Below are 16,480 nucleotides of genomic sequence, written 5' to 3'. Positions count from 1 at the left end.
CGGCTCAGGAGCCGCGGCGCGACAGCTCGAATTCGAATCGGGACAGATCAGCCGGGGTGGTGACCTTGAAGTTGTCCTCGTTGCCCTCGACCAGCAACGGACGTAGACCCTGCCGCTCCATCGCCATGGCGTCGTCGGTGACCTCTATACCGGCCGCAGCGGCCTCCTGCAGCGCGCGCGCCAGCTGATGGCGGCGGAACAGCTGCGGGGTCAGCGCACGCCACAGGCGCGCGCGCGGTTCGGTGCCGTCGATGCCGCCGTCGTCGCCGGCCCGTTTGAGCGTGTCGCGCACCGGCGCGGCCAGGATGGCCCCGACCGGATCGGTACGCCCCACTTCCAGCAGGCGGCCGAGGTCGGCTGCAGCCAGGTTGGGCCGCGCGGCATCGTGCACCAGCACGAAATCGTCGGCACGCACGCTGCCGGGCAGCGCCTGCAGGCCAGCCAGCACCGAGGCGGCGCGGGTGGCCCCGCCGGTACAGGTGAGGATCGGTTTGCCGGCCAGCGACTGCCAGCCCGGCCAGTCGACATCGTTCTCGGCGATGGCCACCATCACCCCGGCTACGACCGGGTGCGAGAGCAGTGCTTCCAGGGTGTGCGCCAGCAGCACCCGGTCACCCGCGAGCAGGTACTGCTTGGGCGTGTCGCTGCCGAAGCGGGTGCCACGGCCGGCGGCCGGAACCACGGCCCAGACGGTACCCATCAGGGTACCTCCTGGTGCGGCGCGTCTGGGTCGGCGGCCAGCGCTGGCGCGCGCGGCGCTGCCACCGGAGCGTTCTCGACGACGCGATAGAACTTCTCGCCCGGCTTGATCATGCCCAGCTCGCTGCGCGCGCGCTCCTCGATGGCGGCCTCGCCTTCCTTGAGGTCCTTGACCTCGGCAGCCAGCGCATCGTTGCGCTGCTGGAGGCCGGCATTGTCGCGCTTCTGGGATTCGACCTGGGCTTCGAGCGTCATCACCTCTCCCGAATTGCCCGGGCCGAACCAGAAGCGGTACTGCAGCCATGCCAGCAGTACCGCGAGCACCAGCAGCAGCCAGCGCCAGTTGCGCATGCGGATCAGCGCTTCAACGACACGAACGCGTCACGGCCGGCGTAACGCGCGCCGGCACCAAGGGCTTCCTCGATGCGCAGCAGCTGGTTGTACTTGGCGACACGGTCGCTGCGGCACAGCGAGCCGGTCTTGATCTGGGTGGCGGTGGTGGCCACGGCGATGTCGGCGATGGTGGTGTCTTCGGTTTCACCCGAACGGTGCGAGACCACGGCCGCGTAATTGGCGTGGTGCGCCATGGCGATCGCTTCGAGGGTCTCGGTCAGCGTGCCGATCTGGTTGACCTTGATCAGGATCGCATTGGCGGTGCCGGACTCGATGCCTTCCTTGAAGATCTTCGGGTTGGTCACGAACAGGTCGTCGCCGACCAGCTGCACCTTCTTGCCGATGCGGTCGGTAAGCAGCTTCCAGCCCGCCCAGTCGTTCTCGGCCAGGCCGTCTTCAATGGTGATGATCGGGTACTGGGCGGCCCAGTCGGCCAGGAAATCGACGAACTGCTCGGAGGTCAGGCGCTTGTTTTCGCCCACCAGGTTGTACTTGCCATTTTCGTAGAACTCGCTGGAGGCCACGTCCAGGCCCAGCAGCACGTCTTCACCGGCGGTGTAGCCGGCCTTGCCGATGGCTTCGAGGATGGTGTCGAGCGCTTCGACGTTGCTGCGGAAGTCCGGGGCGAACCCGCCTTCGTCGCCCACGGCCGTACTCAGCCCATGGCCCTTGAGCACCGACTTGAGCGAATGGAAGATTTCGGTACCGGCGCGCAGGGCTTCGGAGAACGAGGTGAAGCCGACCGGCAGCACCATGAATTCCTGGAAGTCGACGTTGTTGTCGGCATGCGCGCCGCCGTTGATGATGTTCATCATCGGCACCGGCAGGCTCACGTCGGTGCTGCCCTTGGACAGGTACTGCCACAGCGCCTGCTTGTTCGCGGCGGCGGCGGCATGGGCATTGGCCATGGACACGGCCAGCAGTGCGTTGGCACCCAGGCGGCCCTTGTTTTCGGTGCCATCCAGGTCGATCAGGCGGCGGTCGAGGCCCTCCTGGTCGGCCGCATCGAACCCCTTCAGCGCGGTGGCGATGGTGGTGTTGACGTTGTTGACGGCGTTGCGCACGCCCTTGCCGAGGTAACGGGTCTTGTCGCCATCGCGCAGCTCGACCGCTTCCTTGGTGCCGGTGGAGGCACCCGACGGCACGGCGGCACGGCCGAACGAACCGTCCTCCAGGGTGACTTCTGCTTCCAGCGTGGGGTTGCCACGGCTGTCGAGGATTTCACGGGCGTGGATGCTGCGGATCGTGGTCATAGCGGGCCGGTTACCAGTCAGAAAGGGGGAACGCCAAAAAAAGGTGCGTCAAAAGGTGCCGCGTGATTATCCCCACCTGCCCCCCGCTTGCCAAATCCGCGCGCAGAGGGCATTCGCGACTACAGCTGCGACGGCAGCAGCAGCAGCATCAACAGCAGGCCCAGCAGGCCCAACGCGGCGCCGCCACCGGCCGGCTGGCGGCGCAGGCGCAGGGCCAGCACGCTGGACACCACGGTGCCCAGCGCGCAGGTCGCGCCCAGCGCCAGGGCGAGGTTGATGGGCGTGGCGACAGCCTGGATGGCATGGCTGCCATCACCGGGCGAACCCACTGCGGAAAACACCAGCACCATGAGCACGAACGCGCAGCCCCAGCTGGCGAGCGACAGGGCCAGGGCTGCCCAGCCCCAAGGCCAGGCCCGCCAGTGACGGCGCTGGCGGCGCGCCTGCTGCGCCGCCCACGGATCCTGGCTCAGGCGCGCGCTTCCTGCAGCAGTGCGCCGCCCGCCTTGCGCTCACGCGCGGCGCGGATGAAGCCGATGAACAGCGGGTGGCCATCGCGCGGGGTGGACAGGAACTCCGGGTGCGCCTGGCACGCCAGGAACCACGGGTGCTGGTCGCGCGACAGTTCGATCACTTCCACCAGGGTGTCGTCCATCGACTTGCCGGCGATGACAAGGCCGGCATCTTCCAGCTGCGTGCGGTAGCGGTTGTTGAACTCGTAGCGGTGGCGATGGCGTTCGGACACGACGTCCTTGCCATAGAGCTCGCGCGCCAGCGTACCCGGCTTCAGGCGCTGCTCCTGCAGACCCAGGCGCATGGTGCCGCCCAGGTCGCTTTTGTCGTCGCGCTTTTCGACATCGCCGGTGGCGGTACGCCATTCGGTGATCAGGCCGATCACCGGGTTCGGCGACTGGCGGTCGTTCTCGGTGCTGTTGGCTCCCTCCAGACCGACCACGTTGCGGGCGAAGTCCACAACGGCGGCCTGCATGCCGTAGCAGATGCCGAAGTACGGCAGCTGATGTTCACGGGCGAACTGCGAGGTGAGCACCTTGCCCTCGAAGCCGCGGTCGCCGAAGCCGCCCGGCACCAGGATGCCATCGACGTCCTTGAGCGCGGCCATGTCGGTGCCTTCCAGGTCCTGCGCTTCCAGCCACTTGAGGTTGACCTTGGTGCGCTGGCGCAGGCCGCCGTGCTTGAGCGCTTCGCCCACGGACTTGTAGGCGTCCTGGTGGTCGACATACTTGCCGACCACGGCGATGGTGACCTCGTCCAGCGGGTGCAGGGTGGCATCCACCGCCGCTTCCCACTCGTGCAGGTCGGCCGGGCCTGCCTTGTCGCCCAGCTTGAGCTGGTTGATCACGATTTCATCCAGGCCCTGCTCGTGCAGGCCCATCGGGATGCGGTAGAGCACATCGACATCCGGCACGCTGATCACGGCGCGCTCGGAGACGTTGGTGAACTGGGCGATCTTGCGGCGCTCGGACTCGGGCACCGGCTGCTCTGAACGGCACAGAAGCACGTCGGGCTGGATGCCGATCGAGCGCAGTTCCTTGACCGAGTGCTGGGTTGGTTTGGTTTTGAGTTCACCGGCGGCGGCGATGTACGGCACCAGGGTGAGGTGCATGAACAGCGCCTTCTCCGGTCCCCGCTCGGTGCGCACCTGGCGGATGGCTTCCAGGAACGGCAGCGATTCGATGTCGCCCACGGTGCCGCCGATTTCCACCAGCGCCACGTCGAAGCCCTCGGTGGCTTCATCCATGCAGCGGCGGATCTCGTCGGTGATGTGCGGGATGACCTGCACGGTGGCGCCCAGATAATCGCCGCGGCGCTCCTTGCGGATCACGTTTTCGTAGATGCGGCCGGTGGTGACCGAGTTCTTGCGGCTCAGTCGGGTGCGCACGAAGCGCTCGTAGTGCCCGAGATCCAGGTCGGTTTCGGCGCCGTCGTCGGTGACATACACCTCACCGTGCTGGAACGGGCTCATGGTGCCCGGGTCGACGTTGATGTACGGATCGAGCTTCATCATCGTGACCTTCAGGCCACGGGCCTCGAGGATGGAGGCAAGCGAGGCGGCGGCAATGCCTTTGCCGAGCGAGGAAACCACGCCGCCGGTTACGAAGATCAAGGGAGTCATGGCTGGGGGTGTCCTGTCAGGAAGGGGGAAACGGCGCCGGCGCGCGGGGCGGCGGACGACGTGAAGGGGAAATCGGGGGAGGTCCGGGCGGCGGCGGCGGGGTGTTCACGCGCCAGGGCCGGGATCTGGGGAGCGATGACGTGGCTGCCGGTCGGCGAGGTCGGGGCGGCCGTGCCGGTCGCCGATGGGACCGTCACCTCCTGCCTGACCTGCTGGCGGCCGCGCACGACCAGACCAGTCCATTCGCTGATGGATGACACGTACTGCTCCCGGAAAGCCATAGTTTACAGATTGAGCGCGTCCAGCCCAAGGGGGCACGAACGAAGACGCCCCGGCAAGCCGGGGCGTCGGGGAGGCCGGAAGGCGTGTTCAGCGCTTCTTCTTGGCCTCTTCTTCCTCTTCCTTCTGCGGCGCCTGCTGGCCATTGGCCTTCATTTCGGCGGTGGCAGCGGCGCGGCGCTTGGCCTTGGCGTCGGCTTCGGCCTGCGCCTTGGCCTCGGCCTGCTGCGCGGTGGACTGGCCCTGTCCGGCGTTCTGCGCCATTGCCAGCGGCACGGCCACGACGGCGGCGGCAATGGCAACGATGGTCAGCAACTTCTTCATGGGGGTCTCCTCGCATAGGGCTGGGGATGGGGCCGGGGCTCCGGTTTTTCCCATCCAGGACAGTCTACCGCGGGGTGGTCGGCCGCCCCCTGAACGTGCGGCGTGCAAAAAAACCGGCCAGACCGCAAACTTCGCCGTCGCTATGCGCTTTATGAAGACAGATGAACACCCGCTATAACGCCGCCGATATTGAAGTCCTGTCCGGCCTGGACCCGGTCAAGCGCCGCCCGGGCATGTATACCGACACCGCGCGTCCGAACCACCTGGCGCAGGAAGTGATCGACAACGCCGTGGACGAAGCGCTGGCCGGGCACGCCCGGACGGTCGAGGTCACCCTGTACAAGGACGGCAGCTGCGAGGTCACCGATGACGGCCGCGGCATGCCGGTGGACATCCACCCGGAAGAGAAGGTCCCGGGCGTCGAGCTGATCCTCACCCGGCTGCATGCGGGCGGCAAGTTCAACAACAAGAACTACACCTTCTCCGGCGGCCTGCACGGCGTGGGCGTGAGCGTGGTCAATGCGCTGTCGACGCTGGTGGAAGTGCACATCCGTCGCGACGGCAGCGAGCACCGCATCACCTTCCGCAATGGCGACCGCGCAACGCCGCTGGAAGTGGTCGGCAGCGTGGGCAGGAAGAACACCGGTACGCGGGTGCGCTTCTGGGCCGACCCGAAGTACTTCGATACGCCCAAGTACAACCTGCGTGCGCTGCGCCACCTGCTGCGCGCCAAGGCGGTGCTGTGCCCCGGCCTGACGGTGAAGCTGCGCGACGAGGCCACCGACGAGCAGGACACGTGGTACTACGAGGATGGCCTGAGCGATTACCTGAAGGCCGAGCTGGGCGAACGCGAGATGCTGCCGGCTGAGCTGTTCGTGGGCCAGCTGAAGAAAGACACCGAGGTGGTGGACTGGGCGGTGGCCTGGCTGCCGGAAGGCGAGCTGGTCCAGGAAAGCTACGTCAACCTGATTCCGACCGCGCAGCACGGCACCCATGCCAACGGCCTGCGCACCGGCTTGACCGAGGCGCTGCGCGAGTTCTGCGATTTCCGCAACCTGCTGCCGCGCGGGGTGAAGCTGGCGCCGGAAGACGTGTGGGACCGCGTGTCGTTCGTGCTGTCGCTGAAGATGACCGACCCGCAGTTCAGCGGGCAGACCAAGGAACGGCTGTCGTCGCGCCAGGCCGCCGGCTTCGTCGAAGGCGCGGCGCACGACGCCTTCAGCCTGCTCCTGAACCAGAACGTGGCGCTGGGCGAGCAGATCGCGCAGCTGGCGATCGAACGTGCCAGTGCGCGTCTGAAGACCGAAAAGCTGGTGGTGCGCAAGAAGGTCACCCAGGGCCCTGCCCTGCCGGGCAAGCTGGCCGACTGCATCAGCCAGGACCTGTCGCGGACGGAGCTGTTCCTGGTCGAGGGCGATTCGGCGGGCGGCAGTGCCAAGCAGGCGCGCGACAAGGACTTCCAGGCGATCATGCCGCTGCGCGGCAAGATCCTGAACACCTGGGAGGTCTCATCGGGCAGCGTGCTGGCGTCGGAGGAGGTGCACAACCTGGCGATCGCGATCGGCTGCGACCCGGGCAAGGACGACATCAGCGGGCTGCGTTACGGCAAGGTGGTGATCCTGGCCGACGCCGACTCCGACGGCCTGCATATCGCGACACTGCTGACGGCGCTGTTCCTGAAGCACTTCCCCGCGCTGGTGGATGCGGGCCACGTGTTCGTGGCAATGCCACCTCTGTTCCGCGTCGACGTGGGCAAGCAGGTGTTCTACGCGCTGGACGAGGAAGAGAAGCGTTCGCTGCTGGACAAGATCGAGCGCGAGAAGATCAAGGGCCAGGTCAACGTGACCCGCTTCAAGGGCCTGGGCGAAATGAACCCGCACCAGTTGCGCGAGTCGACCATCCACCCCGACACGCGCCGCCTGGTGCAGCTGACGGTGGACGACGGCGAGCAGACCAGCGCGCTGATGGACATGCTGCTGGCCAAGAAGCGCGCGGGCGACCGCAAGCAGTGGCTGGAGAACAAGGGCGACCTGGCTTCGCTTGAGGTCTGATTGCTGATGAAAAATCCCGCTTCGGCGGGATTTTTTTTGGCTGCCCGGCTGCGTGGCCTGCAAACGTCGGGGTTGCAGACACTCCCGTAGTGCCGGGCCCTGCCCGGCAGCTTCATGCATCTGGGCGAACAGCCTTTGGGCCGCGCATGGCCTGAGCTGGGCCGGCGGGTGCGGGGGTACGGGGGGCGCCGTGAACCCATCCTTGGGGGCTCTTACCAAACATCCATGTTTGGTAAAGCCCCCGTACCCCCGCCCCCGCCGACCCCCGACAGTGTGTCGGTGGCCATGGGAAGATCAACGGCGGTCCTGATCATTTTCATGCGTTACCGGCCGCGGTGGCGTTCCGTGCCATCGTTGGGAAACCGACGCTACCGGTCGGAGGTTCATTCGACGTACCCGCCGCGTAGGGACACGCCATGCATGTCTGATTTTCGTATCCGCACGCGACCATCTGTCGGGGGCTGCCCGTCGGCTGCCCCAGCCGGGAAGAATGAAAACGCTGCTCCAAGAGACCAACCAGCAGATACAAAAAACCCGGCCGAAGCCGGGCTTTTCGCTTTTCAAACCAACACCATCAGGCCCAGCCGAACAGCTCGAACAGCTTCAGGATCAGGTAGGCGCAGCCGCCGGCGGCCGGGATGGTGAGGATCCAGGCCCAGACGATGCGCTCGATCACGCCGAAGCGCAGCGAACGCGGGTTCTTGGCGTAGCCCACGCCCATGATCGCGGTCGAGATGCTGTGGGTGGTCGACACCGGCATGCCGAAGTGCGCGGCCAGGGTCAGGATCGTGGCCGAGCTGGTTTCGGCGGCGAAGCCGTGGATCGGGTGCAGCTTGACCATCTTGTGGCCCAGCGTCTTGATGATCTTCCAGCCGCCCGAGGCGGTTCCGGCCGCCATCACCACCGCGCAGGTCAGCACGATCCACATGGCGATGCCGTCACCGGCGTGGGCGTCCGGGTGCATGAACGCCAGCCAGGACGGCAGGTCGTTCAGTGCGCCGGTCGCCTCGGCGCCGATCAGGGTCATGGCGATGATGCCCATGGTCTTCTGCGCATCGTTGTGGCCGTGGGCAAAGCCCATGTAGGCCGCCGAGACGATCTGCGCCTTGCCGAAGAACGCGTTGACGATGCGCGGGCGGGCCAGGCGACCGAGCCAGCCGCCCACCTTGGCCATGCCTGCGATGATCGCCCACAGCAGCAGCATCACCACGATACCGAGCAGGAAGCCTGCAATCGGCGAGGTGATCATCGGCAGGAACACCTTCCACAGCAGGCCCTTGTTCTGCGCCCAGGTGCCGATGCGTTCGGACCAGATCAGCGCGTCCCAATTGTTGTGGGCCGCGGCCAGACCGGCACCGCAGAGGCCGCCGATCAACGCGTGGGAGGACGACGACGGCAGGCCCTTCCACCAGGTGATCAGGTTCCAGATGATGCCGCCCAGCAGCGCGCACAGAATCACCTGCGGGGTCACGTCGACCACGCCGGTGTTGAGCAGGCCCGAAGCGATGGTCAGCGCCACGGCAGTGCCGGTCAGGGCACCGATGAGGTTCATGAAAGCGGCGAGCATCACCGCCCAGCCGGGCGAGAGCACCTTGGTCGCCACCACGGTGGCGATGGAGTTGGCGGTGTCGTGGAAGCCGTTGATGAACTCGAAGACGAGCGCGGCCAGGATCACCACCAGAACGAGGGTCAGCATGCTGTGGCGTCCGTCAGCTGTTCTTCAGCACGATCTGGTACGCCACCACGCCGGCCTCGCGGCAACGGTCGATGGCCTTTTCCAGGATCTCGAAGAACTCCTTGAGCAGGAACATCTGCAGGTTGTCCAGGCGGCCGGAGTAGATGTCGCGGTACAGCTCGAGCATCAGGCGGTCGGCTTCATTCTCCAGCGCGCGCAGCTTCTCGTTGAGCGCGGTCATCCGGTCCAAGTTCATGTTGCGCAGGTCGTGCACCATCTCCACCACCACGCTGGCGGCCTGCTCGAGCATCGCCGCGCGCGGCGCGAAGTCGATGTGCTCCAGGTGCTTGGTGGCAAGCGAGTAGCGGTCGGCGAACTTCTCGACCTGCTTGGGAATCTTGTACAGCGCCGAGCCCAGCGCTTCGATGTCTTCGCGCTCGATCGGGGTCATGAAGCTGTCCACCAGCGCCTGGCTGATCTTGTCAGAGGCGGCGCGTTCGCGCAGGCGGGCCAGCTTGAAAGCGTCCAGCGCCGGCTGCCGGTCGGCGTCGCGCAGCATCGAATGCAGCGCCTTGGCGCTGTCGTGGGCCGCTTGCGCAGCCTCGTCCAGCAGGGTGTAGAACTGTTTGCCGGAGCCGAAAATGGTCTGCAGAGAGAACATTGAGAAACCTATCCGCCGTCGAGGAAGGACGGCACCGGGCGGAATTATGACGGTTTGATGTCCGATCCGGGTACTCCCGTCATCTTCACACCGCCACCGGCCCACCTGAACGACCCTGTTTGCACCCCTCCCCCCGGCTTTTGTTAAGATGCGCGGGCACCTTCGGGTGCACTCTATGGACGACGACCCTTATCCCCCGCCGCGCCCGCCAGGTTTGACCTGGCCCGGTAGCCGCCGCCGCTTGAACACGCCCTCCCTGCCACCAACCGGGGACGACGCCCGTGTTTGAACTGATCCTGCTTGTGTTTGCCCTGATCCTGCTCAACGGGTTCTTCGCCATGTCCGAAATGTCGGTCATGACCTCACGCAAGAGCCGCTTGAAGCAGATGGCCGGCAATTCCAAGCGCGCCGCCAAGGCCCTGGAACTGGCCGAGAAACCGGAGAGCTTCCTCTCCACCGTCCAGATCGGCATCACCGTGATCGGCGTGTTGACCGGCCTGCTCGGCGGCGACGCCATCGGCGAGGCCATCGCCACCTGGATCAAGGGCCTGATGCCTGGCTTCGGCCACGCCGAACTGGTCGGCAAGGGTCTGGCCGTTACCCTGATCACGTTCGTGACCCTGATCTTCGGCGAGCTGGTGCCCAAGCGCCTGGCCCTGACGCGCTCCGAGGACATCGCAGGCCTGGTTGCCCTGCCCATGAGCGGGCTGGCCAAGCTGGCCTTTCCGTTCGTCTGGCTGCTGTCCAAGACCACCCGGCTGGTCCTGCGCCTGCTGGGTCTGGGCAACGACGAGGCTGCCACGGTGACCGAAGAAGAGATCCGCATGCTGGTGGCCGAAAGCCACGAGGCCGGCGTGATCGATGCGCACGAGCGCGACATGATGAACCGGGTGATGCGCCTGGGCGACCGCACTGCCGACAGCCTGATGACCCCGCGCAACCGGATCGCATGGCTGGACACCCAGGCCGACCCCGAAAAGAATCTGGCGACCATGCGCGAGCACGAGTTCTCGCGCTACCCGGTGTTCCGCGGCAATGACCAGGACATCGTCGGCGTGCTCGAGGTCAAGAGCCTCGTGACCCGCCTGGTGCGCGATGAGCACTCGCTGTTCCAGCAGCTGCGCGAACCGCTCTATGTGTCCGAGTCCACCCACGCGATGAAGCTGCTGGAGATTTTCCGCGAGGAACAGCAGTCAGTGGCGCTGGTGGTGGACGAGTACGGCGAGATCCAGGGCCTGGTGACCATCAGCGACCTGATGGGCGCGGTGGTCGGCCGCATGCAGTCGGTGGAGAACGTCGACGAGGACGCGCTGGTGGTGACCCGCGAGGACGGCTCCCTGCTGGTGGACGGGTCACTGTCGATCGAAGACCTGCGCGAGTTGATGGGCAATGCAGAACTGCCCGATGCCGAGGATGGCGACTACTACACGCTGGCCGGCATGTGCATCCATTACTTCGGCCGCATTCCGCATGCCGGGGAGTACTTCGACTGGGCTGGCTGGCGGATCGAGATCGTCGACCTGGATGGCGCGCGCGTGGACAAACTGCTGCTGCGCACGCTGGCCGAAGAGGAGACCGATGAACTCACCGGCTGATCTGCCCCCGGCGCCGGACCAGCGCCGGCCTGAGTACCAGAACGAAGGCATCCGCACGCTGCTGGCGATGTTCGACCATGGCGATCCCGACGAACGGCTGCGGCTGGGGCAGATCCTGCAGGGGCTGCAGCAGAGCGCGTTCGGGGTGTTCCTGTTCATCGCGATCCTGCCTTCGTTCATTCCGGTCCCCGGGCTGGGAGGCGCCGTCAGCGGCCCGCTCGTAGTGCTGATCGGCGTGCAGATGCTCTTCGGGCTGCGGCGACCCTGGCTGCCGGGGTTAATCGCCAACCGCGGACCGCGGCGCGGCACCATGCATAAATTCCTGGGCAGGATCGATGGGGCGCTGCGGCGCCTGGATCGCATGCTGAAGCCGCGCCGCCCGGTGCTGCTGGTGCCACTGCCTGCGCACGCGTTCAGCGGCCTGCTGCTGGTGCTGACCGGCGTGCTGCTCTCGCTGCCGATCCCGTTCACCAACTATCTGTTCGGATTCCAGCTGCTGCTGTTTTCGCTGGCATTGCTGGAGCGCGATGGCACCCTGATGCTGGTCAACTGGATCGGCGCGATTGCCGCGGTGCTGTTCTTCGGCTTCAGCTCGGGGCAGTTGGTGCACTACCTGACCGAGCTGTTCCAGCGCTGGTTTTAAAGCGTCCCGACCAACGGTCGGGACCTACCGGTTGCTGTTGGCGTCATGCAAACAGCAAACCGTGGGCAGCGCCCGACCGTTGGTCGGGCGATCTTCAACGCAGGTCCACGACCCCGTTCTCGGACAACGCACCGGGATCATCGCTCACTGCAGACAACACGAAACTCAGCGCCTTGCCCAGCAACGTGCCGGGGCCGTCCCAGTACTCCGCCGATTCTGCGCGCACGTGAATCAGGCGCAGGTTGGGATCATCCTTGCCGCCCGGGAAGAACAGCTTCATCGGGGGCGACCACAGTTCCTCGACTTTGGCACGATCATCCACGAGGCGCGCGATGCCGGCTACCGAAACATAGGTGTTCTTCGACTGCGAGGCGTAGGCCACGTTGACGCGCGGGTTGAGCGCGATCTCGGCCACCTTCGGACTGTCGGCGGCGGTAGCGAACCACAGGTCGCCATCGAACTCGACTTCCTGTGTACCCAGCGGGCGGCTGTAGAGGCGCCCGTCCACGCCGGTGGTGGTGAACATGGCGATGTCCACGCCGCGGATAAGTTCGGCCAGCTGTTCGATGTGCTGCTGGCGATCATGGTCGGCCATCGGGTGACTCCTGCAATAAGGAGCTCCATCACACCGGATCGAGGGCAATGGCGACGTGAACCGGGTGGTCACGGCGCCTTCGCAGGATCAGCGCGTCGCGGATTTCCACGCTTGCATTGCCAGCCCGAATGAACGCTTTCGGGCGCCGTGATCGTAGATGTTGGCAGTGAGCAGCAGTTCGTCCGGCTTGTGGCGCGCAGCGAACGCCGCCATGCCTTCGCTGACCTGGCGCTGGTCGCCGACCACCGCGCAGGCCAACGCGTTCTGCACACCGATCTTTTCATGCGGTTGCCAGAACGCTTCGATGTCGTCGATCGGCGGCGGAATCAGACCCGGCAAGCCGCGGCGAAGGTTGACGAAGCTCTGCTGCTGGGTGGTAAACAGCCGCTTGGCTTCCGCTTCCGATTCAGCGGCCACCACATTCAGGCCGAGAACGGCGTACGGCGCGGCCAGGTGCTTCGAAGCGCGGAACTCGCGGCGATACACGGCAAGCGCTTCGTCCATCGCATCGGGCGCGAAGTGCGAGGCGAAGGCGAACGGCAGCCCCATCGCCGCGGCCAGGCGCGCGCTGAACAGGCTGGAGCCCAGCAGCCACACCGGCACCGGGATGCCCGCCCCGGGCACCGCCCGCACCGCCTGGCCCGGCTGCGCAGGCTCGAAGTAATGCAGCAGCTCCCGCACGTCCTGCGGGAACTGGTCGGCGCTGTCGAAGTAGCGGCGCAGCGCACGGGCGGTGGGCTGGTCGGTACCTGGCGCGCGGCCCAGGCCCAGGTCGATGCGATCAGGGTACAGCGAGGCAAGGGTGCCGAACTGTTCGGCCACCTGCAGCGGGGAGTGGTTGGGCAGCATGATGCCGCCGGCGCCGACCCGGATGCGCTGGGTACCGCCGGCCACGTGACCGATCAGCACAGCGGTGGCTGCACTGGCGATGCCCGGCATGTTGTGGTGCTCGGCCAGCCAATAGCGGTGGAAGCCCCAGCCTTCGGCGTGTTGGGCCAGGTCCAGCATGTTGGCGAAGGCCTGGGTGGTGTCACTGCCCTCGCAGACCGGGGCCAGATCAAGAATCGACAGTTGCATGGGGCGTTCCATCAAAGGTTATGTTCCTTTTGATGGGGGCACCGGCCCAAGGACACCATGGCCGCTGGCGGAATGCTGATTCCTGCGGGGTTGCCAGGGCGGCCGGCCGTTGGCCGGCCCGCGCCATCCGCATCCGCCTGCATTCAATCGGCCGTCTGGTCTACCAGGGGCTTCAGCTCTGCATCCAGCGCCACGCGCTCATCGAAGACGAAACAGCGGCCGTCGTAGCCTTCACCGCCAACGGCCTCGAAATAGCCAAGGATGCCGCCGTCCAACTGCAGCACGTTGTCCATGCCGTCGTTGCGCATCCACAGCGCGGCCTTCTCGCAGCGGATGCCGCCGGTGCAGAAGCTGACCACGGTACTGTCGCGCAGCGCCTCGCGGTGCGGTGCCAGTGCCTCGGGCAGGTCGGTGAACTTGGTGATCGGCAACACCAGGGCGTCCTTGAAGGTACCGAACTCGATCTCCTGGGTATTGCGGGTATCGAGCATCACCACCGGCTTGCCGGCGTCGTCATGGCCCTGGCGCAGCCACCGCTGCACCGTGGCCGGATCGACTGAGGGCGCGCGTGGGTACGCAAGGGGCTGGCCATCGTCAATCCGGAAGCTGATGATTTCCGGCTTGACCTTGGCCTTGAGCCGGGCGAACGGCTGCATCTGGCTGTAGCTGGTCTTGACCCGCAGCCCGTCGAAACGCGGATCGGCCCGCAGCGCGGCATAGAAGCCGTCGATGCCGGCTTCAGGTCCGGCGAGGAACAGGTTGATGCCCTCGCCCGCCACCAGCACCGTGCCGCGCAGCGCGGCGGCCTCGGCACGCGCCAGCAACGTGGCGCACAGCGCGTCCGGGTCTGCGATCGGGGTGAAGTGGTAAGCGGCGGTATTGGCGATCATCCGGCCATTTTACCCGGGCCCGCCCTACCCGCCCAAGCGGGCGTTCAGCCGCGCAGCAGCACGAATGGCAGCAGCACCAGCGCCGCGGCTACCAGCATGCCGGCCAGCACCGCCACCACGAACAGCGGGCGGCGCCGCAGCAGCGTAGCGAAGGTTTCGGCGCTGCCGTCGGCCAGCGCAGCCTGGCGTTCGGCGCGGACCCGCTCGCCGCGCGCCTGCTGGTACCCGGCCATCAGGGCCTTGGCCCGGGGCTGGTCGGCATCGTCGCGGATCCAGATGCCGCCGAAGGAGATTCCCCAGGGGCTGGGTTCGGTGCGGTAGTGGGCGATGCCCGCCCGGTCCAGCAGGGCGATCACGTCCTCGATTTCATCGTCCGCGACATTGCGCAGGTTGAGCAGCAGTTTCGACATGCGCCCATGATAGCGCCCGGCGATGCGCTACCCTTGCGTCCCATTTTCCATCCGGTGCCGCCCATGCGTGCTCTGCCAACGTTCCTGCTCGTTCCCGCGCTGCTGTCGCTGCTGGCCGCCTGCACCCCGCCTGGCCCGCCGCCGGGGGGCAGCATCGCCGCGTTCGAGAAGATCGACACCCAGCCCGGCACCGGGGCGGAGGCCACCCCGGGCAGCACCATCGTGGTCCACTACACCGGCTGGGTTTACGACGAGAAAGCCGCCGACAAGCATGGCGAACAGTTCGACAGCTCGGTCGAGCGCGGCGAACCGTTCAGCTTCGCGCTGGGCCAGGGCCGGGTGATCAAGGGCTGGGACGAGGGGTTTGCCGGCATGAAGGTGGGCGGCAAGCGCACGCTGATGATTCCCGCAGACTACGGCTATGGTGCCTCGGGCGCCGGCCCGATCCCGCCGAACGCCTCGCTGGTGTTCGATGTCGAGCTGCTCGACGTCAAGCCGCGCTGATCCGCATGGGCACCCCAGTACGCCCTGCGCGACGCGTCGCGATCATCGGTGGCGGCCCGGCCGGGCTGATGGCCGCCGAGACAGTGCGCGCCGCGGGCCACGCCGTGGACCTGTACGAAGCCAAGGGCTCGCCCGGGCGCAAGTTCCTGATCGCCGGCAAGGGCGGCTTGAACCTGACCCATTCCGATCCGCCGGACGTGTTCGTGTCGCGCTACCGCGAGCGGGCGACCGCCGTTGGCGCGTGGCTGGCCGATTTCGACGGCCCCGCGCTGCGTGAGTGGGCGGCAGGCTTCGGCGTGGAGACCTACGTCGGCACCTCCGGGCGGGTGTTCCCGGTTGACCGCAAGGCCGCCCCGCTGCTGCGCGGCTGGGTGCGTCGGCTCAAGGAACAGGGCGTGCGCTTCCACGTACAGCACCGCTGGACCGGCTGGCAGGACGACGGCGCGCTGCGCTTGGAGACGCCCGATGGCGTCGTCACGGCGCCGGCCGATGCGGTGGTGCTGGCAATGGGCGGCGGCAGCTGGCCTGAACTTGGGTCGGACGGCGCGTGGGTGGGGCCGCTGGCCGCGCGCGGCATCGACATCGCGCCGCTCAAGCCGGCCAACTGCGGCTTCGACATCGACTGGACGCCATACTTCCGTGACCGCCAGGCCGGCGCGCCGTTGAAGCCGGTGGTCGCGCACTGGGTCGGACTCGATGGGATGGAGCACGCACAGCAGGGTGAGTGCGTGATCACGTCCAATGGCATTGAAGGCAGCCTCATCTACGCGCTCGCCGCGGACCTGCGCGACACCCTGGCGCGCGATGGCCAGGTGCAGCTGCAGCTGGACCTGTTGCCCGGGCAGACCGAGGCGCAGCTGCTGGACAAGCTGCACAAGCCACGCCAGGGCCGCAGCTTCGGCGAACACCTGCGCCGCCAGCTCGGCCTGGGCGGGGTGAAATCGGCGCTGCTGTTTGAAGTGCTGGGAAAAGACGCCGGCCAGCTGCCGGCCGGGACAGTGGCCGCCGCGCTGAAACGGTTGACGCTGTCGCCGCTGCGGCCACGGCCGATCGACGAAGTGATCAGCACCGCTGGCGGCGTGCGGCTGGAAGTCTTGGATGCGACGCTGATGCTGCGCGACGTTCCCGGCACATTCTGCGCCGGTGAGATGCTGGATTGGGAAGCGCCGACCGGCGGATATCTGTTGACCGCGTGTTTCGCCAGCGGATTGCGGGCCGGGCGCGGTGTCGTCGACTACCTCGCTCGGTGAAGCCGCGTACCGGCCACCGGTCGGTACCTGCCGCGTACTGATGGTCA

The 16,480-nt window shown here is 66.8% G+C and carries 18 protein-coding genes; 5 read left to right on the top strand and 13 right to left on the bottom strand.

Annotated elements, in window-relative coordinates; all coding sequences use genetic code 11:
- Positions 1–4: 4 nt before the first annotated feature.
- The 7 genes from ispD to ACGFZ3_RS03485 form a co-directional block, all read right to left on the bottom strand.
- Positions 5–700: a 2-C-methyl-D-erythritol 4-phosphate cytidylyltransferase gene (gene ispD / locus ACGFZ3_RS03515; protein WP_392916427.1), complete on the bottom strand. Its 696-nt coding sequence runs from the start codon at positions 698–700 to the stop codon at positions 5–7.
- Positions 700–1,050 carry a cell division protein FtsB gene (ftsB, locus tag ACGFZ3_RS03510; RefSeq protein ID WP_392916424.1) on the bottom strand — a complete coding sequence of 117 codons (351 nt, stop codon included), beginning with the start codon at positions 1,048–1,050 and terminating at the stop codon, positions 700–702. The genes ispD and ftsB overlap by 1 nt, the downstream gene beginning before the upstream one ends.
- Positions 1,051–1,055: 5 nt before the next feature.
- Positions 1,056–2,345 (bottom strand): phosphopyruvate hydratase, encoded by a 1,290-nt coding sequence (eno, locus tag ACGFZ3_RS03505; protein ID WP_095364045.1) that lies wholly within the window; start codon positions 2,343–2,345, stop codon positions 1,056–1,058.
- A 119-nt stretch (positions 2,346–2,464) separates the two neighbouring features.
- Complete coding sequence (locus tag ACGFZ3_RS03500) at positions 2,465–2,701, bottom strand: hypothetical protein (protein WP_392916420.1); 237 nt, start codon at positions 2,699–2,701, stop codon at positions 2,465–2,467.
- A gap of 113 nt (positions 2,702–2,814) precedes the next feature.
- Positions 2,815–4,479, bottom strand: a complete 1,665-nt coding sequence (locus tag ACGFZ3_RS03495; protein WP_392916417.1) for a CTP synthase — start codon at positions 4,477–4,479, stop codon at positions 2,815–2,817.
- Complete coding sequence (locus tag ACGFZ3_RS03490; RefSeq protein WP_392916414.1) at positions 4,476–4,739, bottom strand: hypothetical protein; 264 nt, start codon at positions 4,737–4,739, stop codon at positions 4,476–4,478. Before ACGFZ3_RS03490 ends, ACGFZ3_RS03495 begins: the two co-directional genes overlap by 4 nt.
- A gap of 109 nt (positions 4,740–4,848) precedes the next feature.
- The gene (locus ACGFZ3_RS03485) at positions 4,849–5,082 is read right to left on the bottom strand and encodes a hypothetical protein (protein WP_392916411.1); all 234 of its coding nucleotides are present in this window, start codon (positions 5,080–5,082) and stop codon (positions 4,849–4,851) included.
- A 161-nt stretch (positions 5,083–5,243) separates the two neighbouring features.
- Between ACGFZ3_RS03485 and parE the strand changes: the two genes are divergently transcribed.
- Positions 5,244–7,133, top strand: a complete 1,890-nt coding sequence (gene parE / locus ACGFZ3_RS03480) for a DNA topoisomerase IV subunit B (protein WP_392916408.1) — start codon at positions 5,244–5,246, stop codon at positions 7,131–7,133.
- Positions 7,134–7,707: 574 nt separating this feature from the next.
- On the opposite strand, the gene ACGFZ3_RS03475 is transcribed toward parE, so the two are convergent.
- Together ACGFZ3_RS03475 and ACGFZ3_RS03470 are read right to left on the bottom strand one after the other, a co-directional pair.
- Positions 7,708–8,829 (bottom strand): anion permease, encoded by a 1,122-nt coding sequence (locus ACGFZ3_RS03475; protein WP_392916405.1) that lies wholly within the window; start codon positions 8,827–8,829, stop codon positions 7,708–7,710.
- Between the two features lie 13 nt (positions 8,830–8,842).
- Entirely contained in the window at positions 8,843–9,469 is a 627-nt protein-coding gene (locus ACGFZ3_RS03470; protein WP_392916403.1) for a DUF47 domain-containing protein, read from the bottom strand.
- Positions 9,470–9,807: 338 nt separating this feature from the next.
- On the opposite strand from ACGFZ3_RS03470, the gene ACGFZ3_RS03465 reads away from it, so the two are divergent.
- Positions 9,808–11,064, top strand: coding sequence for a hemolysin family protein (locus ACGFZ3_RS03465; protein WP_392917578.1), 1,257 nt, complete (start codon positions 9,808–9,810; stop codon positions 11,062–11,064).
- Positions 11,048–11,707, top strand: coding sequence for an exopolysaccharide biosynthesis protein (locus ACGFZ3_RS03460; protein ID WP_392916401.1), 660 nt, complete (start codon positions 11,048–11,050; stop codon positions 11,705–11,707). The genes ACGFZ3_RS03465 and ACGFZ3_RS03460 overlap by 17 nt, the downstream gene beginning before the upstream one ends.
- A 94-nt stretch (positions 11,708–11,801) precedes the next feature.
- Here ACGFZ3_RS03460 and ACGFZ3_RS03455 read toward each other — a convergent pair whose 3' ends face one another.
- The 4 genes from ACGFZ3_RS03455 to ACGFZ3_RS03440 form a co-directional block, all read right to left on the bottom strand.
- Complete coding sequence (locus tag ACGFZ3_RS03455) at positions 11,802–12,302, bottom strand: pyridoxamine 5'-phosphate oxidase family protein (RefSeq protein WP_392916399.1); 501 nt, start codon at positions 12,300–12,302, stop codon at positions 11,802–11,804.
- Positions 12,303–12,389: 87 nt separating this feature from the next.
- Positions 12,390–13,379, bottom strand: a complete 990-nt coding sequence (locus ACGFZ3_RS03450; protein WP_392916396.1) for an LLM class flavin-dependent oxidoreductase — start codon at positions 13,377–13,379, stop codon at positions 12,390–12,392.
- Between the two features lie 143 nt (positions 13,380–13,522).
- Positions 13,523–14,269 (bottom strand): sulfurtransferase, encoded by a 747-nt coding sequence (locus tag ACGFZ3_RS03445; RefSeq protein ID WP_392916393.1) that lies wholly within the window; start codon positions 14,267–14,269, stop codon positions 13,523–13,525.
- A gap of 44 nt (positions 14,270–14,313) precedes the next feature.
- On the bottom strand, positions 14,314–14,679 hold the full coding sequence (locus ACGFZ3_RS03440) for a DUF6164 family protein (RefSeq protein ID WP_392916390.1): 366 nt from the start codon (positions 14,677–14,679) through the stop codon (positions 14,314–14,316).
- A 63-nt stretch (positions 14,680–14,742) separates the two neighbouring features.
- On the opposite strand from ACGFZ3_RS03440, the gene ACGFZ3_RS03435 reads away from it, so the two are divergent.
- Both ACGFZ3_RS03435 and ACGFZ3_RS03430 read left to right on the top strand, forming a co-directional pair.
- Positions 14,743–15,183, top strand: a complete 441-nt coding sequence (locus tag ACGFZ3_RS03435) for an FKBP-type peptidyl-prolyl cis-trans isomerase (RefSeq protein WP_392916387.1) — start codon at positions 14,743–14,745, stop codon at positions 15,181–15,183.
- A 5-nt stretch (positions 15,184–15,188) separates the two neighbouring features.
- On the top strand, positions 15,189–16,433 hold the full coding sequence (locus ACGFZ3_RS03430; protein WP_392916385.1) for a TIGR03862 family flavoprotein: 1,245 nt from the start codon (positions 15,189–15,191) through the stop codon (positions 16,431–16,433).
- Positions 16,434–16,480 lie beyond the last annotated feature (47 nt).

Source organism: Stenotrophomonas sp. NPDC047960 (assembly GCF_043204395.1).
Classification (GTDB): domain Bacteria; phylum Pseudomonadota; class Gammaproteobacteria; order Xanthomonadales; family Xanthomonadaceae; genus Stenotrophomonas.
The sequence above is the reverse complement of the archived record's forward strand: the minus strand, read 5'-3'. Positions and strand labels throughout refer to the sequence as shown.

Bases quoted from the DNA above. Each gene is read 5' to 3' on its own strand.
- ACGFZ3_RS03430 (WP_392916385.1), top strand. From the start codon at position 15,189: ATGGGCACCCCAGTACGCCCTGCGCGACGCGTCGCGATCATCGGTGGC.
- ACGFZ3_RS03460 (WP_392916401.1), top strand. From the start codon at position 11,048: ATGAACTCACCGGCTGATCTGCCCCCGGCGCCGGACCAGCGCCGGCCT.
- ACGFZ3_RS03445 (WP_392916393.1), bottom strand. From the start codon at position 14,269: ATGATCGCCAATACCGCCGCTTACCACTTCACCCCGATCGCAGACCCG.
- ACGFZ3_RS03465 (WP_392917578.1), top strand. From the start codon at position 9,808: ATGTCCGAAATGTCGGTCATGACCTCACGCAAGAGCCGCTTGAAGCAG.
- eno (WP_095364045.1), bottom strand. From the start codon at position 2,345: ATGACCACGATCCGCAGCATCCACGCCCGTGAAATCCTCGACAGCCGT.
- ACGFZ3_RS03455 (WP_392916399.1), bottom strand. From the start codon at position 12,302: ATGGCCGACCATGATCGCCAGCAGCACATCGAACAGCTGGCCGAACTT.
- ACGFZ3_RS03435 (WP_392916387.1), top strand. From the start codon at position 14,743: ATGCGTGCTCTGCCAACGTTCCTGCTCGTTCCCGCGCTGCTGTCGCTG.
- ACGFZ3_RS03450 (WP_392916396.1), bottom strand. From the start codon at position 13,379: ATGCAACTGTCGATTCTTGATCTGGCCCCGGTCTGCGAGGGCAGTGAC.
- parE (WP_392916408.1), top strand. From the start codon at position 5,244: ATGAACACCCGCTATAACGCCGCCGATATTGAAGTCCTGTCCGGCCTG.
- ACGFZ3_RS03470 (WP_392916403.1), bottom strand. From the start codon at position 9,469: ATGTTCTCTCTGCAGACCATTTTCGGCTCCGGCAAACAGTTCTACACC.
- ACGFZ3_RS03475 (WP_392916405.1), bottom strand. From the start codon at position 8,829: ATGCTGACCCTCGTTCTGGTGGTGATCCTGGCCGCGCTCGTCTTCGAG.
- ftsB (WP_392916424.1), bottom strand. From the start codon at position 1,050: ATGCGCAACTGGCGCTGGCTGCTGCTGGTGCTCGCGGTACTGCTGGCA.
- ACGFZ3_RS03485 (WP_392916411.1), bottom strand. From the start codon at position 5,082: ATGAAGAAGTTGCTGACCATCGTTGCCATTGCCGCCGCCGTCGTGGCC.
- ispD (WP_392916427.1), bottom strand. From the start codon at position 700: ATGGGTACCGTCTGGGCCGTGGTTCCGGCCGCCGGCCGTGGCACCCGC.
- ACGFZ3_RS03495 (WP_392916417.1), bottom strand. From the start codon at position 4,479: ATGACTCCCTTGATCTTCGTAACCGGCGGCGTGGTTTCCTCGCTCGGC.
- ACGFZ3_RS03440 (WP_392916390.1), bottom strand. From the start codon at position 14,679: ATGTCGAAACTGCTGCTCAACCTGCGCAATGTCGCGGACGATGAAATC.